The following is an 18735-nucleotide window of genomic DNA, read 5'->3' as shown; positions in this document are numbered from 1 at the left end:
TATGAAAAATTTAAAATTAATTTTGACCTTAACTGTTTTATCAACTTTTTTTAGTTGTGTAAATGGTGACGATTATGGAACTCCTGATTTAACAAATCAGTGTATGGATTTAACTAAAACAAAAGAAGTTTTAGATGTTACCTCCATTGCAACCTCAAATTTTCAAAAATGGACTGGTGATGATGTTATTGAAGCTTATGTTACCTCAAGTGATGAAGGTGGTAATTTTTACAAAAGCATTTCACTTGTTTCAACTGATGGAACTATAGGTTTTAGTATGCCGATTGATGATTATAATTTATATAACAAATATGAACCAGGAAGAAAAGTTTCTATCAAAATGAAAGATAGATATTTCTCAACTTCACAAAGTTCTACTATAATTGGTTCATTATTTAATAATTATACACCTGAAAATGTGAATGATGATGCTGTTGGTAGAATGACTCCTGCTGAGTATAAAGATGCTTTGGTTAGGTCTTGTTCAAAAGTGAATGAGAACGATATTGTAAACAATTTAACTGTAGCTCAAGCATTAAGCAACACTAACTTGAATAAGTTAATAGAGTTTAACAATGTTCAATTTACAGATCCTTCGCTCGGAAAAACTTATTATGATCCAACTGTAAATAGTTTAGGTGGTGCTACAAATCATACAATCACGGATGAATTCGGAAATACTATTATTTTGAGAGTAAGTGAGTTTGCAACTTTTTCTGGCGATCTTGTATCTTCAAACAGTGGTAAAATTAGAGGTGTATTAACTAAATTTGGAAGCACTTTTCAATTTATGGTTAGAACGTTCAATGACATTCAATTAACTAATCCAAGATTAGATATCGATTTCTTTCCTCCAATAGTTGGAAATGCTTTAGTATTTAATGCAACTTTAAATGAGCCTTTTACTTCTTACACTACCAATAATCAAGAAAATTTTCCAATGTATATAAATGATGCAGCTACTGGAAACAGATATTGGCAAAGAAAAGTTTTTGGAGGTAATACATATATTCAAATGTCATCTTTTGGTGGCGGTAATACAGCTGCTAATCGTTCTTTGTTTATTGTACCAGTTAATTTTACTGCAGCAAATACACTTTCATTTAAAACAAAAGCTGGATTTGATAATGGGCCTACTTTAAAGGTTTATTACACTACTAATTACGTTCCAGGAAATCAAATTTCTACCGCTACATTAACAGATATTACTTCTAGTTTCTCTATTCCAACAGGATTATCTAACGGATATCCAACAAATTTTTCTGATAGTGGAAATTATAATATTCCTGCATCATTAACTGGTAATGGTTATTTTGTTTTTGAATATGTTGGAAATGGAGCATCTGGACCAACAACAACTATGCAAATAGATGATATAGTTATCAATTAAGATAAATTATTTATAGAAATATAAGCTAAGCCATACGTTTTGTATGGCTTTTTTATTACCAACTTATAAAAGAATTTTTACTTAAATAGGCATTGTAATATTTTACATCACCAGTAACTTCTTTTCCTAACCAATCTGGTTTTTCAAATGATTCATTTTCCGATTGCAATTCAATTTCTGCTAGAATTAAACCTTTGTTGGTTCCTTCAAAAACATCAACTTCTATAATGTGATTACTAAATTCCACTTCATAACGAATTTTATCAATCACACCACTTTCGCAAATTTCTAATAAAGATTCTGCTTCATTTACATCAATTTCTTTTTCCCATTCCATCCTGCTCAAGCCACTTTTATTACTTTTTCCTTTAATAGTTAGGAAGCCTTTATTCCCTTTAATTCGCACTCTAACCGTTCTTTCAGGTACAGATGATAAATAACCTTGAACTATTCTGTTTTTGTTCTTAAATTGCTTTAAAAACGCATCTGAAGTCACTAAAAACTTTCTTTCTATTTCTATCATGGCAAATTCATTTAGATTAGAATTGATAATTCTAAATATCATCAAAAATAACATAAATTTGCACTATGTCTTTACCACAACGCAAAATAATTCATGTCGATATGGATGCTTTTTACGCATCGGTAGAACAAATGGATTTTCCTGAACTAAAAGGAAAACCTTTGGCTGTTGGTGGAAGTGAAAATAGAGGTGTAGTAAGCGCTGCAAGTTATGAAGCTCGAAAATTTGGTGTAAGAAGTGCTATGAGTGGCATTCAAGCAAAAAGAAATTGTCCCGAATTAATTTTTGTTAGACCCAGATTTGATAGATATAAAGAAATTTCAAAAAAAATCAGAAAAATATTCTTCGATTACACAGATTTGGTCGAACCGCTTTCACTAGATGAAGCGTATTTAGATGTAACTGTAAATAAAAAAAACAATCCAAGTGCTTCTTTAATTGCCCAAGAAATAAGAAAACGCATTTTTGAGGAAGTTGGCTTAACTGCTTCAGCCGGAATTTCAGTTAATAAATTTGTGGCCAAAATTGCCTCAGATTATAACAAACCAAACGGTCAAAAAACGGTAAATCCTGAAGATGTTGAACCTTTTTTAGAGGTTTTAGATATCAAGAAGTTTTACGGAATTGGAAAAGTCACTGCCGAAAAATTTTATCAATTAGGTATTTTTACTGGTTTAGATTTAAAACAGAAACCCATTGAATATCTCGAAAAACATTTTAAAAACAGTGCTCAATACTACTATAATATTTCAAGAGGAATTCATAATAGTGCTGTAAAGCCTAATAGAACTGTAAAATCTTTTGGTGCAGAAAGAACGTTTGATGAAAATCTTTCTTCTGAAATTTATATGGAAGAAAGGCTACTAAATATTGCTATTGAATTAGAAAAACGACTCCAAAAAAGTAAAATTTCAGGAAGAACTATTACTTTAAAAATAAAATATTCTGACTTTTCATTGCAAACACGTAGTAAAACTTTACCCTATTACATTAGTGATAAGCATTTATTGTTTGATGTTGCTAAAGAATTATTATATCAAGAACGATTAAAAAATTCGGTTCGTTTGTTGGGAATATCTGTCAATAATTTGAACAATGAGGAAAAGAAAGCCAAAGAAATTCCAAAAAGTGTATCGGTGCAATTACAATTTGATTTTAAAGAATAGTTTTTTCTAACTTGAATTATATAAAAAAAACCATCCAAAACAGTATTTTAGATGGTTTCTTAATTCAATATTTTTTGCTTTTTTTATTCTATTTCTGAAACTCTTAGTGTATTAACCATACCTTTATTGGCAATTGGCATTGCCGCAAGATTAATCAACATATCACCTTTTTTAACATAGCCTTTTTCTTGAGCAATTTTATTAATATCTTCTACAGTATCATCTGTACTTGAAAATTTATCATAAAAATACGCTTTTACACCCCAAAGTAAATTTAATTGTGTTAAAATTCTTTCGTTTGAAGTAAAAACTAAAATTTGTGATTTTGGTCTCCATGCCGAAATTTGAAACGCTGTATAACCACTGTTTGTCAAAGTTGTAATTACTTTTGCTTCAATGTCATTAGCCATTGTTGCCGCATGATAACAAATTGATTTTGTAATGAAACGTTTTGTTCTAACATGAGGTGCATTTAAAGGCACCTGAATAAGTGGTGAATCTTCAACAGCTTCAATAATATTTGTCATGGTTTGAATAACCTCTACAGGATAACTTCCTACTGAAGTTTCTCCAGAAAGCATTACCGCATCAGCACCATCCATTACAGAATTGGCAACGTCATTAACTTCAGCTCTTGTTGGAGTTAAACTTGTAATCATAGTTTCCATCATTTGAGTAGCTACAATTACAGGAATACGAGCAGTTTTGGCTCTGTTGATTAATTTCTTTTGAATTAAAGGTACTTCATGAGCAGGGATTTCAACACCTAAATCACCACGAGCAACCATTAAACCGTCACAGTAAGCTACAATTTTATCAATATTTTCTACAGCTTCAGGTTTTTCAATTTTTGCTATAATTGGAATTTTATGATCCGAATGTTTCGAAATTAAATCTTGTAACAACATTAAATCTTCTGGTGTTCTTACAAAAGATAATGCTATCCAATCTACTTTATTTTCAATAGCAAATAATGCGTCTTTGATGTCTTTTTTAGTTAAAGCTGGTAAAGATACTTTCGTATTTGGTAGGTTAACTCCTTTTTTCGATTTCAAAGGACCACCTTGAACAACAACAGCCTCAACTTCTGTTTTTTTATCTGTTTTTACAACTTCAAAAATTAGTTTACCATCATCCAATAAAACTCTTTCACCTGGATTTACATCTTTTGGAAATTCTTTATAATTCATGTAAACTTTAGAAGCTGTTCCTAAAATATCTTCAGCAGTTGTAAAAGTGATTTTATCTCCTTTAGACACTACTACATCTTCTTTCATTACTCCAACACGAAGTTTTGGACCTTGTAAGTCGGCTAATATAGAAGTGGTAAATCCATTTTCTTTGTTCAATTCTCGAATCATTGCAATACGTTCACTTACATCAGTATAATCTGCGTGCGAAAAATTAATTCTAAACACATTTACACCTGCTTCTATCATGTCTTTTAATACTGCTTTGGTACTTGTTGCTGGACCTAAAGTAGCGACAATTTTTGTCTTTTTGTTCGTTGGCATTATTTAAAAAATTAAATTACTTTTCGTTTTTATTTTATTTACATCTATGGCATAAGATGTTGTTACAAATTTGATGCGATTGATAGATTTTATAATATGATCTACATCGTAAAATTCATTTTCATTTTCAATTTTTAAAATAAAATCTGAATTTTTATATTCTGGAATCAAATACATAGTTTTTTCAACTAAATCAAAGAAAGTATTTGTTAAATTTTTTTCCTTAATGAATGACTTATTTACTACTAAATTCCATGAAATTTCTTGTTCATTATTTTCAAATAAATAACGTTCAAAACTTCCTTGAACATTTTTTTCGGACTTATAAATTTCATCAAAAAGTTGAAATTTTACATCTAAATTTTTGTTTAGTAAATAAGCTAATTTATTAGGCTCAATTGTTGAATGAATTGCAATTAGCTCATATTCAGCTGTATTAAAATCATTTAAATGTAACTTATAAACGCCCATTTTTTGTAAATAAAGTGTAAATATACAGTATATAAAAGTTAATAAAGCATTAAAATAAATAAGAAATTGTTATTTTTTTAACGAAAACGATTTAGTTAATTGAGAAATTCATTTATTTTGACTCAATTTTTTCTTGAAATGCAAAATAAGCTCTTTGAGATGCTTTTTCTTCAGCTTTTTTCTTTGAAGTTGCTCTTGCTTTTGCAACAACTTTATTATCAATAGTTAATTTAACACTAAAAAACTTAATTCCTTCTTCAATTCCATTGTCTTCAATAAAATTAAAGTGAAACGATTTTTTCTCTTTTTGACACCATTCAATTAGTAAACTTTTGTAGCTGGTAATTTTGCCTTCCATTTTTGCAATATCAACATAAGGCTTCAAAATTTTGGTTTCGATAAATTTTTCACATGCATCAAATCCTTTATCTAGATAAATAGCACCAATAAATGCCTCAAAAATATTACCATGAATATTTTCTCCAAAATTGCTTTGTGATATTTTACTTTCTACAAACTGAATTAAATTAAAGTCTCTTCCCAGTTCGTTTAAATGTTCTCTACTAACAATTTTTGAACGCATTTTAGTAAGATAACCTTCATCGCCTTCAGGAACTTTTTTATATAAAAAGGAGGCAATTACACTGCCTAACATAGCGTCTCCTAAAAATTCTAAACGTTCATAGTTAAAAGGTTTTCCATCGGCATCTAATTGATTGGCTGATCGATGTGTAAATGCTTTTTTATAAAAAATGATATTTTGAGGTTTAAAACCTAGTATTTTAGATATTTTATCAAAAAAAATCCCGTCTTCAAGAGAACGGGAATTTTTTGACACTATTTTTTTAAGAAAATTCATACTAGGATTAGTCTTCTAATTTTTTAAATAACACACAAGCATTATGACCACCAAAGCCAAATGTGTTGCTCATTGCAACATTAATTTCTCTTTTTTGAGCTTTGTTTAAAGTTAAATTCAATGTAGGGTCAATGTTTTCGTCCACAACAGTATGGTTTATTGTTGGAGGAACAATTCCGTATTTCATAGCTAATATAGATGCAATGGCTTCAATTCCTCCAGCAGCACCTAATAAATGTCCTGTCATTGATTTTGTAGAATTGATATTGATATTTTTAGCATGATCACCAAAAACCGCTTTGATAGCTTTTAATTCGGCAACATCTCCCAATGGAGTAGAAGTTCCGTGTGTATTGATATGATCTACTTGTTCAGGTTTCATGCCTGCATCACGAAGCGTGTTTTCCATTACGGCAATTACACCAATACCTTCTGGATGAGGAGCTGTTAAATGGTAAGCGTCAGATGACATTCCACCACCACCAAATTCACAATATATTTTTGCACCACGTGCTTTGGCATGTTCATATTCTTCTAAAACTAATGCTCCAGCACCTTCACCAAGTACAAATCCATCGCGTGTGGCATCAAATGGTCTTGACGCTGTTTCGGGACTCTCATTTCTAGTGGATAATGCTTGCATTGAGTTAAATCCACCCATACCAGCAATAGTAACAGCAGCTTCTGAACCCCCTGATATGATTAAATCACACATGCCCAAACGAATGTAATTAAAAGCATCTATTAAAGCATTTGCTGATGAAGCACAAGCCGAAACAGTTGTATAGTTTGGACCCATAAAACCATTTCGCATTGAAATGTGAGCTGGTGCAATATCTGCAATCATTTTTGGAATAAAGAAAGGATTAAAACGCGGTGTTCCATCTCCTGAAGCATAACTCAACACCTCATTTTGAAAAGTTTCTAAACCACCAATTCCTGCTCCCCAAATCACTCCAACTCTTTGTTTGTTGACGTTGTCTGATGTAATTCCAGCATCATTAATGGCTTCTTCACTTGCTGCGATTGCATATTGAGCAAATTTATCCATTCTTCGTGCTTCTTTACGATCTATAAAATCTTCTATATTGAAGTTTTTTACTTCACAGGCAAATTTTGTTTTATGTTTTTCAGTATCGTAATAAGTTATAGGAGCAGCACCACTTTTTCCGTTAACTAATGCATCCCAATACTCTTCAATATTGTTACCTATTGGAGTTAATGCTCCAAGTCCAGTTACTACAACACGCTTTAATTGCATATAAATTTATTTTTATTTTATATAAAAAAACCCACAGTGCTTTTAATAATTACTAAAAGAAACAATGGGTATTACATAGTTTTTTATTAATATGATTGTAATACAATCAATGTTTTCAAACTTATAAAATCACTTAAGATTTTATTTTAATCTGTAAAGCTTAAAATAATAACATCCACAAAGAAAAACCTCGTGGATGCCTTTTGATATTATTTTTTAGCTTCTTCGATGTAAGAAACTGCTTGACCAACAGTAGCAATATTTTCTGCTTGGTCGTCTGGAATCTGAATATCAAATTCTTTTTCGAATTCCATAATAAGCTCAACAGTGTCTAATGAATCTGCTCCTAAATCGTTTGTGAAGCTAGCTTCTGTTACAACTTCGTTTTCGTCAACACCTAATTTGTCTACGATAATCGCCTTTACTCTTGATGCAATGTCTGACATAATCTTTTAATTTTTAATTTAATTTGTTGGCAAAAATAAAAAACTTTATTTTAAAACAACATTTTGTTACTATAAATGTGACCACGAATTTAAAAAAAATAATTCACAAAGACTGTTTTTTTTTGTTTTTTACCAATAATTATTCTTTTTTTTGTGGAAGAAATCAAATGTCAATGAAAAAAATTGTGCTTTTTGCTTCCGGTAACGGCACTAATGCCGAGGAAATAATGCGGTATTTCAATAAAAATAGTCTTGTTCACGTAGTCGGTGTGCTTACAAACAATTCTGATGCCAAAGTTATTGATAGGGCAAAAAAATTTAATATTAATTCGTTTATTTTCAATAAAAAAGAGCTAAATGAAGGTTATATTTTGGACGAAATCAATAAAATAAAACCAGATTTAATTGTTTTGGCAGGTTTTTTATGGAAATTTCCTGAACAAATTATTACACAATATCCCAATAAGATTGTTAATATTCATCCTGCTTTATTGCCAAATTATGGTGGAAAAGGAATGTATGGTATGCATGTGCACAATGCTATTTTTGAAAATAATGAGGTTGAAACAGGAATTACTATTCATTATGTAACGCCAAACTACGATGAAGGTGCTGTAATATTTCAGAAAAAAGTTTCAATTTTAGATTGTAAATCACCTGAAGAGATTGCAGAGAAAGTACATCAATTGGAACATAAATATTTTTCACAAGTAATAAGAGGATTATTAGAAGGTTAGATTTTTAGACTTCTTAGTAAGTACTATCTAATTAATCTAAAATTCTAATAATCTAACAAGTATATAATGTCACACCAAGTTCACATTTACACAGATGGAGCAGCCAAAGGAAATCCAGGGCCAGCAGGATATGGAGTTGTTATGGAATTAGTAGGAACTCCTCATAAAAAAGAATTTTATGAAGGCTTCAGACTTTCCACTAATAATAGAATGGAACTTTTAGCTGTAATTGTAGGTTTAGAGAAGCTAAAAAATTCAAATATGTTGGTTTTAGTAGTGTCTGATTCTAAATATGTAGTGGATGCTGTAGAAAAAAAATGGGTTTTTGGTTGGGAAAAGAAAGGTTTTAAAGACAGAAAAAATCCAGATTTATGGATGCGATTTTTAAAAATTTACCGAAAACACAAAGTGGATTTCAAATGGGTTAAAGGACATAACAATCATCCTCAAAACGAACGTTGTGATGAATTAGCTGTTATGGCTTCGCAGCAAGAACAGTTATCTGTTGATGCATTTTACGAAAAAGAAGAAGGGAAGTTGTTTTGATAAATGTTAATTTACAAAAAATTTTTAAACTTCTAAACTAAAACTTATCTTTGCCTCTTATTTCAAATTATAACTAATGAATAAATTATTAATTGTTGGAACAGTAGCTTTTGATGCTATTGAAACCCCTTTCGGGAAAACCGACAAAATTCTTGGTGGAGCAGCAACATATATCGGACTTTCCTCTTCATTCTTTAATGTAAAATCGGCAATTGTTTCTGTAGTTGGAGAAGATTTTCCACAAGAATATTTAGATTTATTAACAAACAAAAACATAGATATTTCAGGTATTGAAGTGGTTAAAGGTGGAAAAACATTCTTTTGGAGTGGAAAATATCACAACGACTTAAATTCAAGAGACACTTTAGATACACAATTAAATGTATTAGCTGATTTTAATCCAGTTGTACCCAATGATTATAAAGACGCTGATGTTGTAATGTTAGGAAATTTACACCCTTTAGTACAATCTAGTGTTTTAGATCAAATGACAACTACTCCAAAATTAATAGTTTTAGATACGATGAACTTTTGGATGGATTGTGCTTTACCAGAATTAATAGATGTAATTAAACGTGTAGACGTAATTACAATCAATGACGAAGAAGCTCGTCAATTATCTGGAGAATATTCATTAGTGAAAGCTGCAGAAAAGATTCATACAATGGGTCCAAGATATGTAGTAATTAAAAAAGGAGAACACGGAGCATTACTTTTTGAAGGTAAAAATGTATTCTTCGCACCAGCATTACCATTAGAAGAAGTATTTGATCCAACTGGAGCTGGTGATACTTTTGCAGGTGGTTTTTCTGGATATATTGCACAAAGTGAAAATGTTTCTTTTGATAACATGAAAAATGCCATCATATATGGGTCTAACTTAGCTTCATTTTGTGTGGAGAAATTTGGTACAGAACGAATGGAAAGCCTTGAAAAAGAAGAAGTTATTTCACGCTTACAACAATTTAAAGCGTTAACACAATTTGATATAGAATTATCATAATTTTATGCCTCGAATTTTCGGGGCTTTTTTATTACTAAAATAACATACACAACACACTACTACTATGAGCGATGCTATTAAACACGAATGTGGAATTGCTTTATTAAGATTACTAAAACCATTAGAATACTACAAAGAGAAATATGGTTCAGCTTTTTACGGAATAGAGAAAATGTATCTCTTGATGGAAAAGCAACACAACCGCGGTCAAGATGGTGCAGGTTTGGCAAGTATTAAATTGGATGTCGATCCAGGACAAAGATACATCAGTAGAATTCGTTCCAATGACCCACAACCGATACAAGATATTTTTACTCAACTTAACGGAAGAATTAATGAAGAATTAATTGCTCATCCAGAATATAACACAGCTGAACTTCAAAAAAAACACATCCCTTATATAGGAGAGTTGTTTTTAGGCCATGTTCGTTATGGAACTTTTGGTAAAAATAGTATTGAGAGTGTTCACCCTTTTTTACGTCAGAATAACTGGATGCACAGAAACCTAATTGTTGCAGGAAACTTTAACATGACTAATGTAAAAGAGTTGTTTCAAAGTTTGGTAGAATTAGGGCAACATCCAAAAGAAATGGCTGATACAGTAACTGTTATGGAAAAAATCGGACATTTCTTAGATGAAGAAGTGACAGATATTTATCATGATTGTAAACAAAAAGGTTTGTCTAAAAGAGAAGCTTCTCAAGTTATTGTTGAAAAACTTGATGTAGCAAGCATCTTGAAAAAAGCTTCTAAAAATTGGGATGGTGGTTATGCAATGGCAGGATTATTAGGCCATGGAGATGCATTTGTATTCAGAGATCCAGCAGGAATTCGTCCAGCGTACTATTATGCAGATGATGAAATAGCTGTGGTTGCTTCAGAAAGACCTGTTATTCAAACTGTTTTTAATGTTCCTTTTGAAAAAGTTAAAGAATTAGATCCAGGAAAGGCAATTATCGTGAAAAAAAATGGTTCAATTTCTTTGGAAGAAATTATTCCAGCAACTGTAAACAAAGCTTGTTCGTTTGAACGTATTTATTTCTCAAGAGGAAGTGATGCTGAAATTTATCAAGAACGAAAAGATTTAGGAAAACTAATCTTACCAGCCGTTTTAGAAGCTATTGATAATGATACAGACAACACTGTGTTTTCTTTTATTCCAAATACAGCTGAAACTTCATTTTATGGAATGGTTGAAGCTGCCCAAGATTTCTTAAACCAAAGAAAAAATCAATATATTTTAGATAATAGAAAAACATTAACTAAAGAAAAGTTAGAAGAAATTCTTTCGGTTAAGATTAGAACCGAAAAAATTGCCATAAAAGACGCTAAACTAAGAACTTTTATTACAGAAGATAGTAGTAGAGATAGTTTAGTGGCTCACGTTTACGATGTGACTTATGGCGTAATTAAATCAACCGATAATTTAGTAATTATAGATGATAGTATTGTTAGAGGAACAACTTTAAAGAAAAGCATCATTAAAATGATGGATCGATTAAATCCTAAAAAGATAGTAGTAGTTTCATCAGCACCACAAATTCGTTATCCAGATTGTTACGGAATTGATATGGCCAAACTAGAAGGATTAATTGCTTTTCAAGCAGCCTTAGTCTTATTAAAAGAAAGAAACTTATATCATATTGTTGATGAGGTTTACGAAAAATCAAAAAAACAAGAACTTTTTGCAGATAAGGAAGTAGTAAATTATGTAAAGGAATTATACGCTCCTTTTACCAATGAAGAACTTTCTGACAAAATATCAGAGATGTTAACATCAAAATCAGTTAAAGCACACGTAAAAATTATTTTTCAAAATGTAGAAAACTTGCATAAAGCTTGTCCTAAAAATTTAGGAGATTGGTATTTTACTGGTGATTATCCAACTTTTGGTGGTAATAGAGTAGTAAATAGAGCTTTTTTGAATTTTTATGAAGGGAACGACGCAAGAGCTTATTAAGATAAAACTGTTAATAATGTAAAAAAATGTCAGCATAAAGTTTGAACATAAAAATATTTTACATAGATTTGTTTCACCATAGCATTAGTAGGTTAAGTTTATGGTAGATTTGGGGCAAAAAGGGTGGATTTTTTCCACCTTTTTTATTTTCGACAACTAAATAACATATATATAAAAAGGGCTGAAGTCATAAACTTCAGCCCTTTATTTTATTTAGTAATTTACTTCTTACTTAGCATCAGCGTATTTTTTAGCAACTTCAGTCCAATTAATTACACTAAAGAAAGCTTCGATATAATCGGGTCTTCTGTTTTGATAATTTAAATAGTAAGCATGTTCCCAAACATCCATTCCTAAAATTGGAGTTCCACCGCAACCAACTCCTGGCATTAAGGTGTTATCTTGGTTTGGAGTTCCGCAAACTTCTAATTTTCCGTCTTTTACACAAAGCCAAGCCCAACCTGAACCAAATTGAGTTGCTCCTGCTTTTGCAAATGCAGCTTTAAAGTTTTCAAAAGACCCAAAGTCAGTATCAATTGCAGCAGCTAAATCTCCAGAAGGCAACCCACCACCGTTAGGTGACATTACTTCCCAAAACAAATTGTGATTGAAAAATCCACCACCATTGTTTCTTACAGCACCGTTACTCATATCTAAATTCGTAAGAATATCTTCAATAGATTTTCCTTCTAAATCTGTTCCTGCAACTGCATTGTTTAAATTTGTTGTGTACGCATTATGATGTTTAGAATGATGTATTTCCATTGTTCTAGCATCAATGTGTGGTTCTAATGCATCATAAGCATAAGGTAATTTTGGTAATTCAAAAGCCATAATATAGTTTTTTAAAAAGATTAGTATTAATTTTATTCAAATTTACAAAATAAGCCGTTAACAACATAATACAATTTCTTTATTGTTTTATAAGATTTCCATATATGACTCAAAATTTAACTTCTTTTTCATTATATAATGCCTCTGCAGGTTCAGGTAAAACCTATACTTTGTCGAAAGAGTACATTAAAATCTTGTTACAATCTTCTTCAAATGAAGCCTATCGAAAAATTTTAGCCATCACTTTTACCAATAAAGCCGTAGAAGAAATGAAATCTAGAATCATATTCTATTTGTTAGAATTTTCAAAAGAAGATACTTCAGAAAAAGCAGCTGATTTATTAAAAGATATTGCTCGAGAAACCAGCTTAAGTATAGCAACTATAAAAGATAAGTCGAAAGTCATTATTAAAAGTATCATTCATAATTACACCGCTTTCGATATCTCAACTATTGATCGATTTACTTTAAAAATCATCAAATCATTTTCGCATGAGTTAAATATTCCCTTAGATTTTGATATTTCTTTGGAAACTGATTTGCTAATGCAAGAAGCTATTGAAACCGTTATTTCAAAAGCTGGTGAAGATGAGGAACTAACGAAATTGCTATTAGACTTCTCCAGAAATAAAACTGATGACGATAAAAATTGGGATATTACTTTCGATTTATTAAGTGCGAGTTCGCTTTTAACAAATGAAGACAGCAAACACGAATTAAAAGATTTTGAAAATAAAACGATTAATGATTTTGTTGAAACCAAAAAAGTACTTATTCAAGAAATTGAAAAATTCAAGAAAAATGCGGCCTTTTTAGCTGAAGAATGTTTATCAATGATTCATGAGAACGGAATTGCAATGGAATCTTTTTCAAGAAAAACATTTCCAAATCATTTAAGTAAAATTGTCGATGGAAATCTTCCAGCAACTGATATTCACAAGTTTTTAGAAGTTGAGCAAGTTCAAGTCAACAAAACTGCTAAAGATAAAGACTCAATTGAAAGTATTTTGCCTCAATTGCTTCAAAAATTAAATTTAGCATACAAAGAATATCAAAATGTGTTTTTGTTAGAAGCTTTCAATAAAAACATTTACCCATTGTCATTACTGAATTCCATTAATAAAGAATTTAGAAAAATTCAAGACGATCAAAATATTTTGTCTATTTCCGAATTTAATGAAATTATCAACAACGAAATCCAAAACCAACCAGCTCCTTTTATTTATGAAAAAATGGGTGACCGATACCGTCATTTTTTTATTGATGAGTTTCAGGATACATCCGTTTTACAATGGAAAAATTTAATTCCCTTAGTAGATAACGCGCTCTCTAGTGAAGAAAATGGAGTAAAAGGGTCATTACTCTTAGTAGGTGATCCAAAACAAGCAATTTATCGTTGGCGTGGAGGAAAAGCAGAGCAGTTTATTTCCTTAAGTAAGGAAGAAAATCCGTTTTCTAATAAAGATAAAAAAACAGTTAGTTTAGATACCAATTACAGAAGTTACAGCGAAGTCATTGATTTTAATAATGATTTTTTCAAATACATTTCAAGTAAATTAGTAAACCCAGATTATGTCGATTTATATTTGAATAATAGTCATCAAAACAAGACCAATAAAAATGGAGGTTATGTTAATATTTCTTTCATTGATACTTCCGAAAATATTGAGGTAAATGACGATGAAGAAGACGATGATAAAAACACAAAATATCTAAAACAAACTTTATTTACGATTGAAAAAGTCCTGAAAAACGGCTTCCAATACAAAGACATTGTTTTGTTGACTCGAACTAAATCAAACGGAGTTTTATTAGCCAATTATTTAACCGAAAATGAAATTCCGATTTTATCTTCTGAAACTCTGTTGATTCAAAATGCAACTGAAGTTAAGTTGATTATCAATGTGTTGAAGTATATCAATAATAAATATGATGCTGATGCCAAATTCAATATGTTGTATTATGTTGGAAAATATTTACAATCTGATGAAGAAATTCATGATATAATTAACCAAAATCTGCATATTTCTGAAGAAAATTTAAAAATTGCATTAGAAAAATATGAAGTAATAATAGATTTCAATGCTTGTAGAAAGAAATCACTTTACGAAGTAGTGGAAATTATAGTTTCAGTATTTATTAAACAAAAAGCAAATAACTCCTATGTTCAGTATTTTTTAGATTTGGTTTTAGAAAGAGATATCAAAGCGCAATCAAGTATAGCTGATTTCATTGATTATTGGGAACGAACAGGTTACAAAAAAAGCATTCCATCACCAGAAGGGAATAATGCTATAAAAATCATGACCATTCATAAATCAAAAGGTTTGGAGTTTCCTGTTGTAATTTATCCATTTGCGAATGATAATTATTCCAAAAACAACAGAAATAAACTTTGGATTCCTTTGAAAAATGAAAATATAAATTTTTATAAAGTATTGATTGATAATAAAAAAGATGTTTTAAGTTATAGTGAAAATGCAAGTGAAATTTATCAAGAAAAAAATCAAGAAGAAATTTTAGATAATATTAATGTTTTATATGTAGCTTTTACAAGAGCTGTAGAGCAACTTTATGTGATTTCAGAAATAAAAATAAATAAAGATGGAAGTTTACCTAATACATTGTCTTCAAATATAATTGAATATTTACAATTAAACAAATACTTTAATGAAGAACAATTGCAATATGAATTTGGTAATCCAATAAAAGTGTCTAAAAATGATGAAGTTTTAGCAAATCTAGATGAAATCCAAGTTGTTGAAAATAAGATAAAAACAAGTGCTATAAAAATTGCTCAAAAAGAAGCAGTAATGTGGGGAACGATTCAAGCCGAAGCCATCGAGTTTGGAAACACATTACATGAAATTTTATCTTACATAAAAACCAATAAAGATATTAGCAATGCAATCACAATAGCTTTAGAGAAAGGTTTAATAAATCATTCGCAAGTTGATATAATTGAGAAGGTTATAAATTCAATCGTAACTCATTCAGAGTTGCAAAATTTCTATTCAAAAGAAGCTAAAATTTATAACGAAACCAGTATTATTGATGAAAATAAAAACACTTTCATCCCAGATAGAATTGCAATGAAAGAAAATAAAGCTTATTTATTAGATTACAAAACGGGTGTCCCGAAAGAAAGCCACAAACATCAAATTGAAAAGTACGAAATGCTTATAAAAAAAATGGGTTTTGAAGTTGCAGAAAAAGCGCTAATATACTTAGGAGAAAATTTAAAAATAATACATTTGTAAAAAATAAAAATCATGTACGGTAAAATACAAGAACATCTGCAAAACGAATTACAAACAATTCAAGACAACGGATTGTTTAAAAAAGAACGAATTATAACTTCTCCACAAGGTGCAGAAATTAATATTTCAACTGGAGAGACAGTTTTGAACTTTTGTGCTAATAATTATTTGGGGCTTTCATCTCATCCAGAAGTAGTTCAAGCTGCCAAAGATGCCTTAGACACTCATGGTTTTGGGATGTCTTCTGTTCGTTTTATTTGTGGAACACAAGACATACATAAAACCTTAGAACAAAAAATTGCAAATTTCTACGGAACAGAAGATACTATTTTATACGCAGCAGCTTTTGATGCCAATGGCGGCGTTTTCGAACCATTATTAGGTGAAGAGGATTGTATCATTTCCGATAGTTTAAATCACGCTTCTATAATAGATGGTGTAAGATTGTGTAAGGCAGCTCGTTACCGTTATGAAAACAGCAATATGCAAGATTTGGAAGCTCAACTTATAAAAGCAACTGAAGAAGGAAGAAGATTTAAATTAATTGTAACTGATGGAGTTTTCTCAATGGATGGATTAGTAGCTCCTTTGGACAAGATATGTGATCTAGCTGATAAATATGATGCTATGGTTATGGTTGATGAATGTCACGCAGCAGGATTCATTGGTGCAAAAGGAATCGGAACACTTGAAGCAAAAAATGTTTTAGGAAGAGTGGATATCATTACAGGAACCTTAGGAAAAGCACTTGGTGGAGCAATGGGTGGTTACACAACAGCAAAAAAAGAAGTTATAGAAATTCTACGTCAACGTTCTCGTCCATATTTGTTTTCAAATTCATTGGCACCTGCTATTGTTGGAGCATCAATAAAAGTTTTTGAATTATTAGAAAAAGACACTTCATTAAGAGATAAATTAGAATGGAATACCAATTATTTCAAAGAAGGCATGAAAAAAGCTGGTTTTGATTTCATTGACGGTGATTCAGCAATTGTTCCAGTGATGTTATATGATGCAAAATTATCACAAGTCATGGCAGATGAATTGCTTAAAAAAGGAATTTATGTAATTGGATTTTTCTTTCCAGTTGTGCCTAGAGATAAAGCAAGAATTAGAGTTCAACTTTCAGCAGCACATACAAAAGAACACATAGATAAGGCAATAAATGCATTTACTGAAGTTGGAAAGGCTTTAAAAGTTATCTAAAAACAGTTAAATATCAATAAATAGCACTTTTTTTGCTAATAAAACTTGCAGATATAAAATTTCGTGTTAATTTTGTCTAAATTATTATAGATTGATTAAAAATTAATAAATTAAAAAAGTATGAAACATCTTAACAAATTATTTGCTTTTGCACTAATGTTTGCTGGTTTAGCAACACAAGCGCAAGACAAAAACAATCCATGGGCAATCTCCTTTGGGGTAAATGCAGTTGACACTAAAATTAGTGCAGCTAGTGCATTTGACGATCAAATTGCAGAATTTTACAACGTAAGAGACAATTGGAGCATTCTTCCTTCAGTATCTTTCGTAAATGTTACTAGAAATGTTGGTGACAACTTTTCACTTGGTCTTACAGCTTCTGTAAACAAAATTGATAAATTTGTAAATAAAGTTCCTGGAACTTTAAATACTTATGTTGCTACAAACCCAGGTGATTTAACTTACTACGGTATTGATGCAATGATCAAATATAGTTTCCAAGAAATGATCAAATCTAACATGATTGATCCTTACGCACACATTGGTGGTGGTTATACTTTTATGGGTGATGCTTCTGCAGGAACTGTAAATGGAGGTTTAGGTTTAAACTTATGGTTTGCTGAAAATATCGGTTTAAGTTTACAATCTACTTACAAGCATTCATTTGACGATACAAGAACTCCAAATGTGGATGTTGTTTCTCATATGCAACATAGTGCAGGTTTGATCTTTAAATTTGGTGGATCTGATAAAGATGGTGACGGTATTTATGATAACGAAGATTCTTGTCCAGACGAAGCTGGTTTAAAAGCTTTTAACGGTTGTCCTGATAATGATTTAGATGGTATTGTTAATTCTGAAGATGCTTGCCCAGATGAGTTTGGTTCTAAAGACTTAAACGGTTGTCCAGATAGAGATGGTGACGGAATTGTTGATGCTCAAGATGCTTGTCCAGACGAAAAAGGTTCTAAAATCATGAAAGGATGTCCTGATACTGACGGTGACGGAATTGCTGATAAAGATGATAAATGTCCAACTGTAAAAGGTGTTAAAGAAAATAACGGATGTCCTCCAGTAGTAGTTGATACTGATGGTGATGGTGTTCAGGATAAAGATGACAAATGTCCTACTGTTAAAGGAACTGTTGCAAATAATGGTTGTCCAGAAGTTTCTGAAGAAACTATGAAAAAATTAAATGATTATGCTAAAACAATCTTATTTGATTCAGGTAAATCATCTTTCCAAAAACAAACGTTCTCAGTTTTACAAGCTATTACAGCTATATTAAAAGAATATCCAAATGCTAAATTCTCAATTGAAGGTCACACTGATAGCGATGGTTCTGAAGAAAGTAATCAATTATTATCTACATCAAGATCAGAAGCTGTTAAAGCTTATTTAATTGAAAACGGAATTGATGCTAGCAGATTATCAGCTACAGGTTTTGGAGAAAAATACCCAATTGACTCTAACAAAACTAAAGCAGGTAAAGCTAATAACAGAAGAGTTGAAGTTAAATTAGTAAAATAATTTAATAAAAATATTTTAAGAAAACGCCT

General features: G+C 30.7%; 16 protein-coding genes. 9 read left to right on the top strand and 7 right to left on the bottom strand.

What is annotated here, in order from left to right; all coding sequences use genetic code 11:
- Nucleotide 1 precedes the first annotated feature (1 nt).
- Entirely contained in the window at nt 2–1390 is a 1389-nt protein-coding gene (locus ACTF56_RS07010) for a DUF5689 domain-containing protein (protein WP_438966199.1), read from the top strand.
- A gap of 55 nt (nt 1391–1445) precedes the next feature.
- On the opposite strand, the gene ACTF56_RS07005 is transcribed toward ACTF56_RS07010, so the two are convergent.
- A complete protein-coding gene (locus tag ACTF56_RS07005) occupies nt 1446–1913 on the bottom strand; it encodes a CYTH domain-containing protein (RefSeq protein WP_438966198.1) in 468 nt (155 codons plus the stop codon).
- A gap of 65 nt (nt 1914–1978) precedes the next feature.
- On the opposite strand from ACTF56_RS07005, the gene dinB reads away from it, so the two are divergent.
- Nucleotides 1979–3079, top strand: a complete 1101-nt coding sequence (gene dinB / locus ACTF56_RS07000) for a DNA polymerase IV (protein WP_438966197.1) — start codon at nt 1979–1981, stop codon at nt 3077–3079.
- 83 nt (nt 3080–3162) lie between these two features.
- On the opposite strand, the gene pyk is transcribed toward dinB, so the two are convergent.
- The 5 genes from pyk to ACTF56_RS06975 form a co-directional block, all read right to left on the bottom strand.
- Complete coding sequence (gene pyk / locus ACTF56_RS06995; RefSeq protein WP_438966196.1) at nt 3163–4593, bottom strand: pyruvate kinase; 1431 nt, start codon at nt 4591–4593, stop codon at nt 3163–3165.
- Between the two features lie 3 nt (nt 4594–4596).
- Nucleotides 4597–5064 (bottom strand): IPExxxVDY family protein, encoded by a 468-nt coding sequence (locus ACTF56_RS06990; RefSeq protein WP_438966195.1) that lies wholly within the window; start codon nt 5062–5064, stop codon nt 4597–4599.
- Nucleotides 5065–5176: 112 nt separating this feature from the next.
- Entirely contained in the window at nt 5177–5923 is a 747-nt protein-coding gene (gene rnc, locus ACTF56_RS06985; RefSeq protein ID WP_438966194.1) for a ribonuclease III, read from the bottom strand.
- A 7-nt stretch (nt 5924–5930) separates the two neighbouring features.
- Nucleotides 5931–7184 carry a beta-ketoacyl-ACP synthase II gene (gene fabF / locus ACTF56_RS06980; protein WP_438966193.1) on the bottom strand — a complete coding sequence of 418 codons (1254 nt, stop codon included), beginning with the start codon at nt 7182–7184 and terminating at the stop codon, nt 5931–5933.
- Nucleotides 7185–7393: 209 nt separating this feature from the next.
- Nucleotides 7394–7630 (bottom strand): acyl carrier protein, encoded by a 237-nt coding sequence (locus ACTF56_RS06975; protein ID WP_026716658.1) that lies wholly within the window; start codon nt 7628–7630, stop codon nt 7394–7396.
- Between the two features lie 173 nt (nt 7631–7803).
- Here ACTF56_RS06975 and purN point away from each other — a divergent pair, with 173 nt between their 5' ends.
- From purN to ACTF56_RS06955, 4 genes are all read left to right on the top strand, one after another.
- The gene (purN, locus tag ACTF56_RS06970) at nt 7804–8367 is read left to right on the top strand and encodes a phosphoribosylglycinamide formyltransferase (protein WP_438966192.1); all 564 of its coding nucleotides are present in this window, start codon (nt 7804–7806) and stop codon (nt 8365–8367) included.
- Between the two features lie 66 nt (nt 8368–8433).
- Nucleotides 8434–8913 carry a ribonuclease HI gene (gene rnhA / locus ACTF56_RS06965; RefSeq protein WP_438966191.1) on the top strand — a complete coding sequence of 160 codons (480 nt, stop codon included), beginning with the start codon at nt 8434–8436 and terminating at the stop codon, nt 8911–8913.
- Between the two features lie 76 nt (nt 8914–8989).
- Nucleotides 8990–9916, top strand: coding sequence for a PfkB family carbohydrate kinase (locus ACTF56_RS06960; protein WP_438966190.1), 927 nt, complete (start codon nt 8990–8992; stop codon nt 9914–9916).
- 64 nt (nt 9917–9980) lie between these two features.
- Entirely contained in the window at nt 9981–11876 is a 1896-nt protein-coding gene (locus ACTF56_RS06955; protein ID WP_438966189.1) for an amidophosphoribosyltransferase, read from the top strand.
- Between the two features lie 228 nt (nt 11877–12104).
- Here ACTF56_RS06955 and ACTF56_RS06950 read toward each other — a convergent pair whose 3' ends face one another.
- Complete coding sequence (locus ACTF56_RS06950; protein WP_438966188.1) at nt 12105–12710, bottom strand: superoxide dismutase; 606 nt, start codon at nt 12708–12710, stop codon at nt 12105–12107.
- Nucleotides 12711–12814: 104 nt separating this feature from the next.
- Here ACTF56_RS06950 and ACTF56_RS06945 point away from each other — a divergent pair, with 104 nt between their 5' ends.
- The 3 genes from ACTF56_RS06945 to ACTF56_RS06935 all read left to right on the top strand — a co-directional run bounded on the left by ACTF56_RS06945 (nt 12815) and on the right by ACTF56_RS06935 (nt 18706).
- Entirely contained in the window at nt 12815–15970 is a 3156-nt protein-coding gene (locus ACTF56_RS06945) for a UvrD-helicase domain-containing protein (RefSeq protein ID WP_438966187.1), read from the top strand.
- A gap of 12 nt (nt 15971–15982) precedes the next feature.
- A complete protein-coding gene (kbl, locus tag ACTF56_RS06940) occupies nt 15983–17176 on the top strand; it encodes a glycine C-acetyltransferase (protein ID WP_438966186.1) in 1194 nt (397 codons plus the stop codon).
- A 120-nt stretch (nt 17177–17296) separates the two neighbouring features.
- Complete coding sequence (locus ACTF56_RS06935) at nt 17297–18706, top strand: OmpA family protein (protein ID WP_438966185.1); 1410 nt, start codon at nt 17297–17299, stop codon at nt 18704–18706.
- Nucleotides 18707–18735 lie beyond the last annotated feature (29 nt).

It is taken from the genome of Flavobacterium sp., from assembly GCF_965657075.1.
Taxonomy (GTDB): Bacteria; Bacteroidota; Bacteroidia; order Flavobacteriales; family Flavobacteriaceae; genus Flavobacterium.
This window is presented reverse-complemented; position numbering and strand designations above follow the sequence as displayed.

Coding starts and splice junctions, on each gene's coding strand:
- ACTF56_RS07010 (WP_438966199.1), top strand. CDS start 2: ATGAAAAATTTAAAATTAATTTTGACCTTAACTGTTTTATCAACTTTT.
- ACTF56_RS07005 (WP_438966198.1), bottom strand. CDS start 1,913: ATGATAGAAATAGAAAGAAAGTTTTTAGTGACTTCAGATGCGTTTTTA.
- dinB (WP_438966197.1), top strand. CDS start 1,979: ATGTCTTTACCACAACGCAAAATAATTCATGTCGATATGGATGCTTTT.
- pyk (WP_438966196.1), bottom strand. CDS start 4,593: ATGCCAACGAACAAAAAGACAAAAATTGTCGCTACTTTAGGTCCAGCA.
- ACTF56_RS06990 (WP_438966195.1), bottom strand. CDS start 5,064: ATGGGCGTTTATAAGTTACATTTAAATGATTTTAATACAGCTGAATAT.
- rnc (WP_438966194.1), bottom strand. CDS start 5,923: ATGAATTTTCTTAAAAAAATAGTGTCAAAAAATTCCCGTTCTCTTGAA.
- fabF (WP_438966193.1), bottom strand. CDS start 7,184: ATGCAATTAAAGCGTGTTGTAGTAACTGGACTTGGAGCATTAACTCCA.
- ACTF56_RS06975 (WP_026716658.1), bottom strand. CDS start 7,630: ATGTCAGACATTGCATCAAGAGTAAAGGCGATTATCGTAGACAAATTA.
- purN (WP_438966192.1), top strand. CDS start 7,804: ATGAAAAAAATTGTGCTTTTTGCTTCCGGTAACGGCACTAATGCCGAG.
- rnhA (WP_438966191.1), top strand. CDS start 8,434: ATGTCACACCAAGTTCACATTTACACAGATGGAGCAGCCAAAGGAAAT.
- ACTF56_RS06960 (WP_438966190.1), top strand. CDS start 8,990: ATGAATAAATTATTAATTGTTGGAACAGTAGCTTTTGATGCTATTGAA.
- ACTF56_RS06955 (WP_438966189.1), top strand. CDS start 9,981: ATGAGCGATGCTATTAAACACGAATGTGGAATTGCTTTATTAAGATTA.
- ACTF56_RS06950 (WP_438966188.1), bottom strand. CDS start 12,710: ATGGCTTTTGAATTACCAAAATTACCTTATGCTTATGATGCATTAGAA.
- ACTF56_RS06945 (WP_438966187.1), top strand. CDS start 12,815: ATGACTCAAAATTTAACTTCTTTTTCATTATATAATGCCTCTGCAGGT.
- kbl (WP_438966186.1), top strand. CDS start 15,983: ATGTACGGTAAAATACAAGAACATCTGCAAAACGAATTACAAACAATT.
- ACTF56_RS06935 (WP_438966185.1), top strand. CDS start 17,297: ATGAAACATCTTAACAAATTATTTGCTTTTGCACTAATGTTTGCTGGT.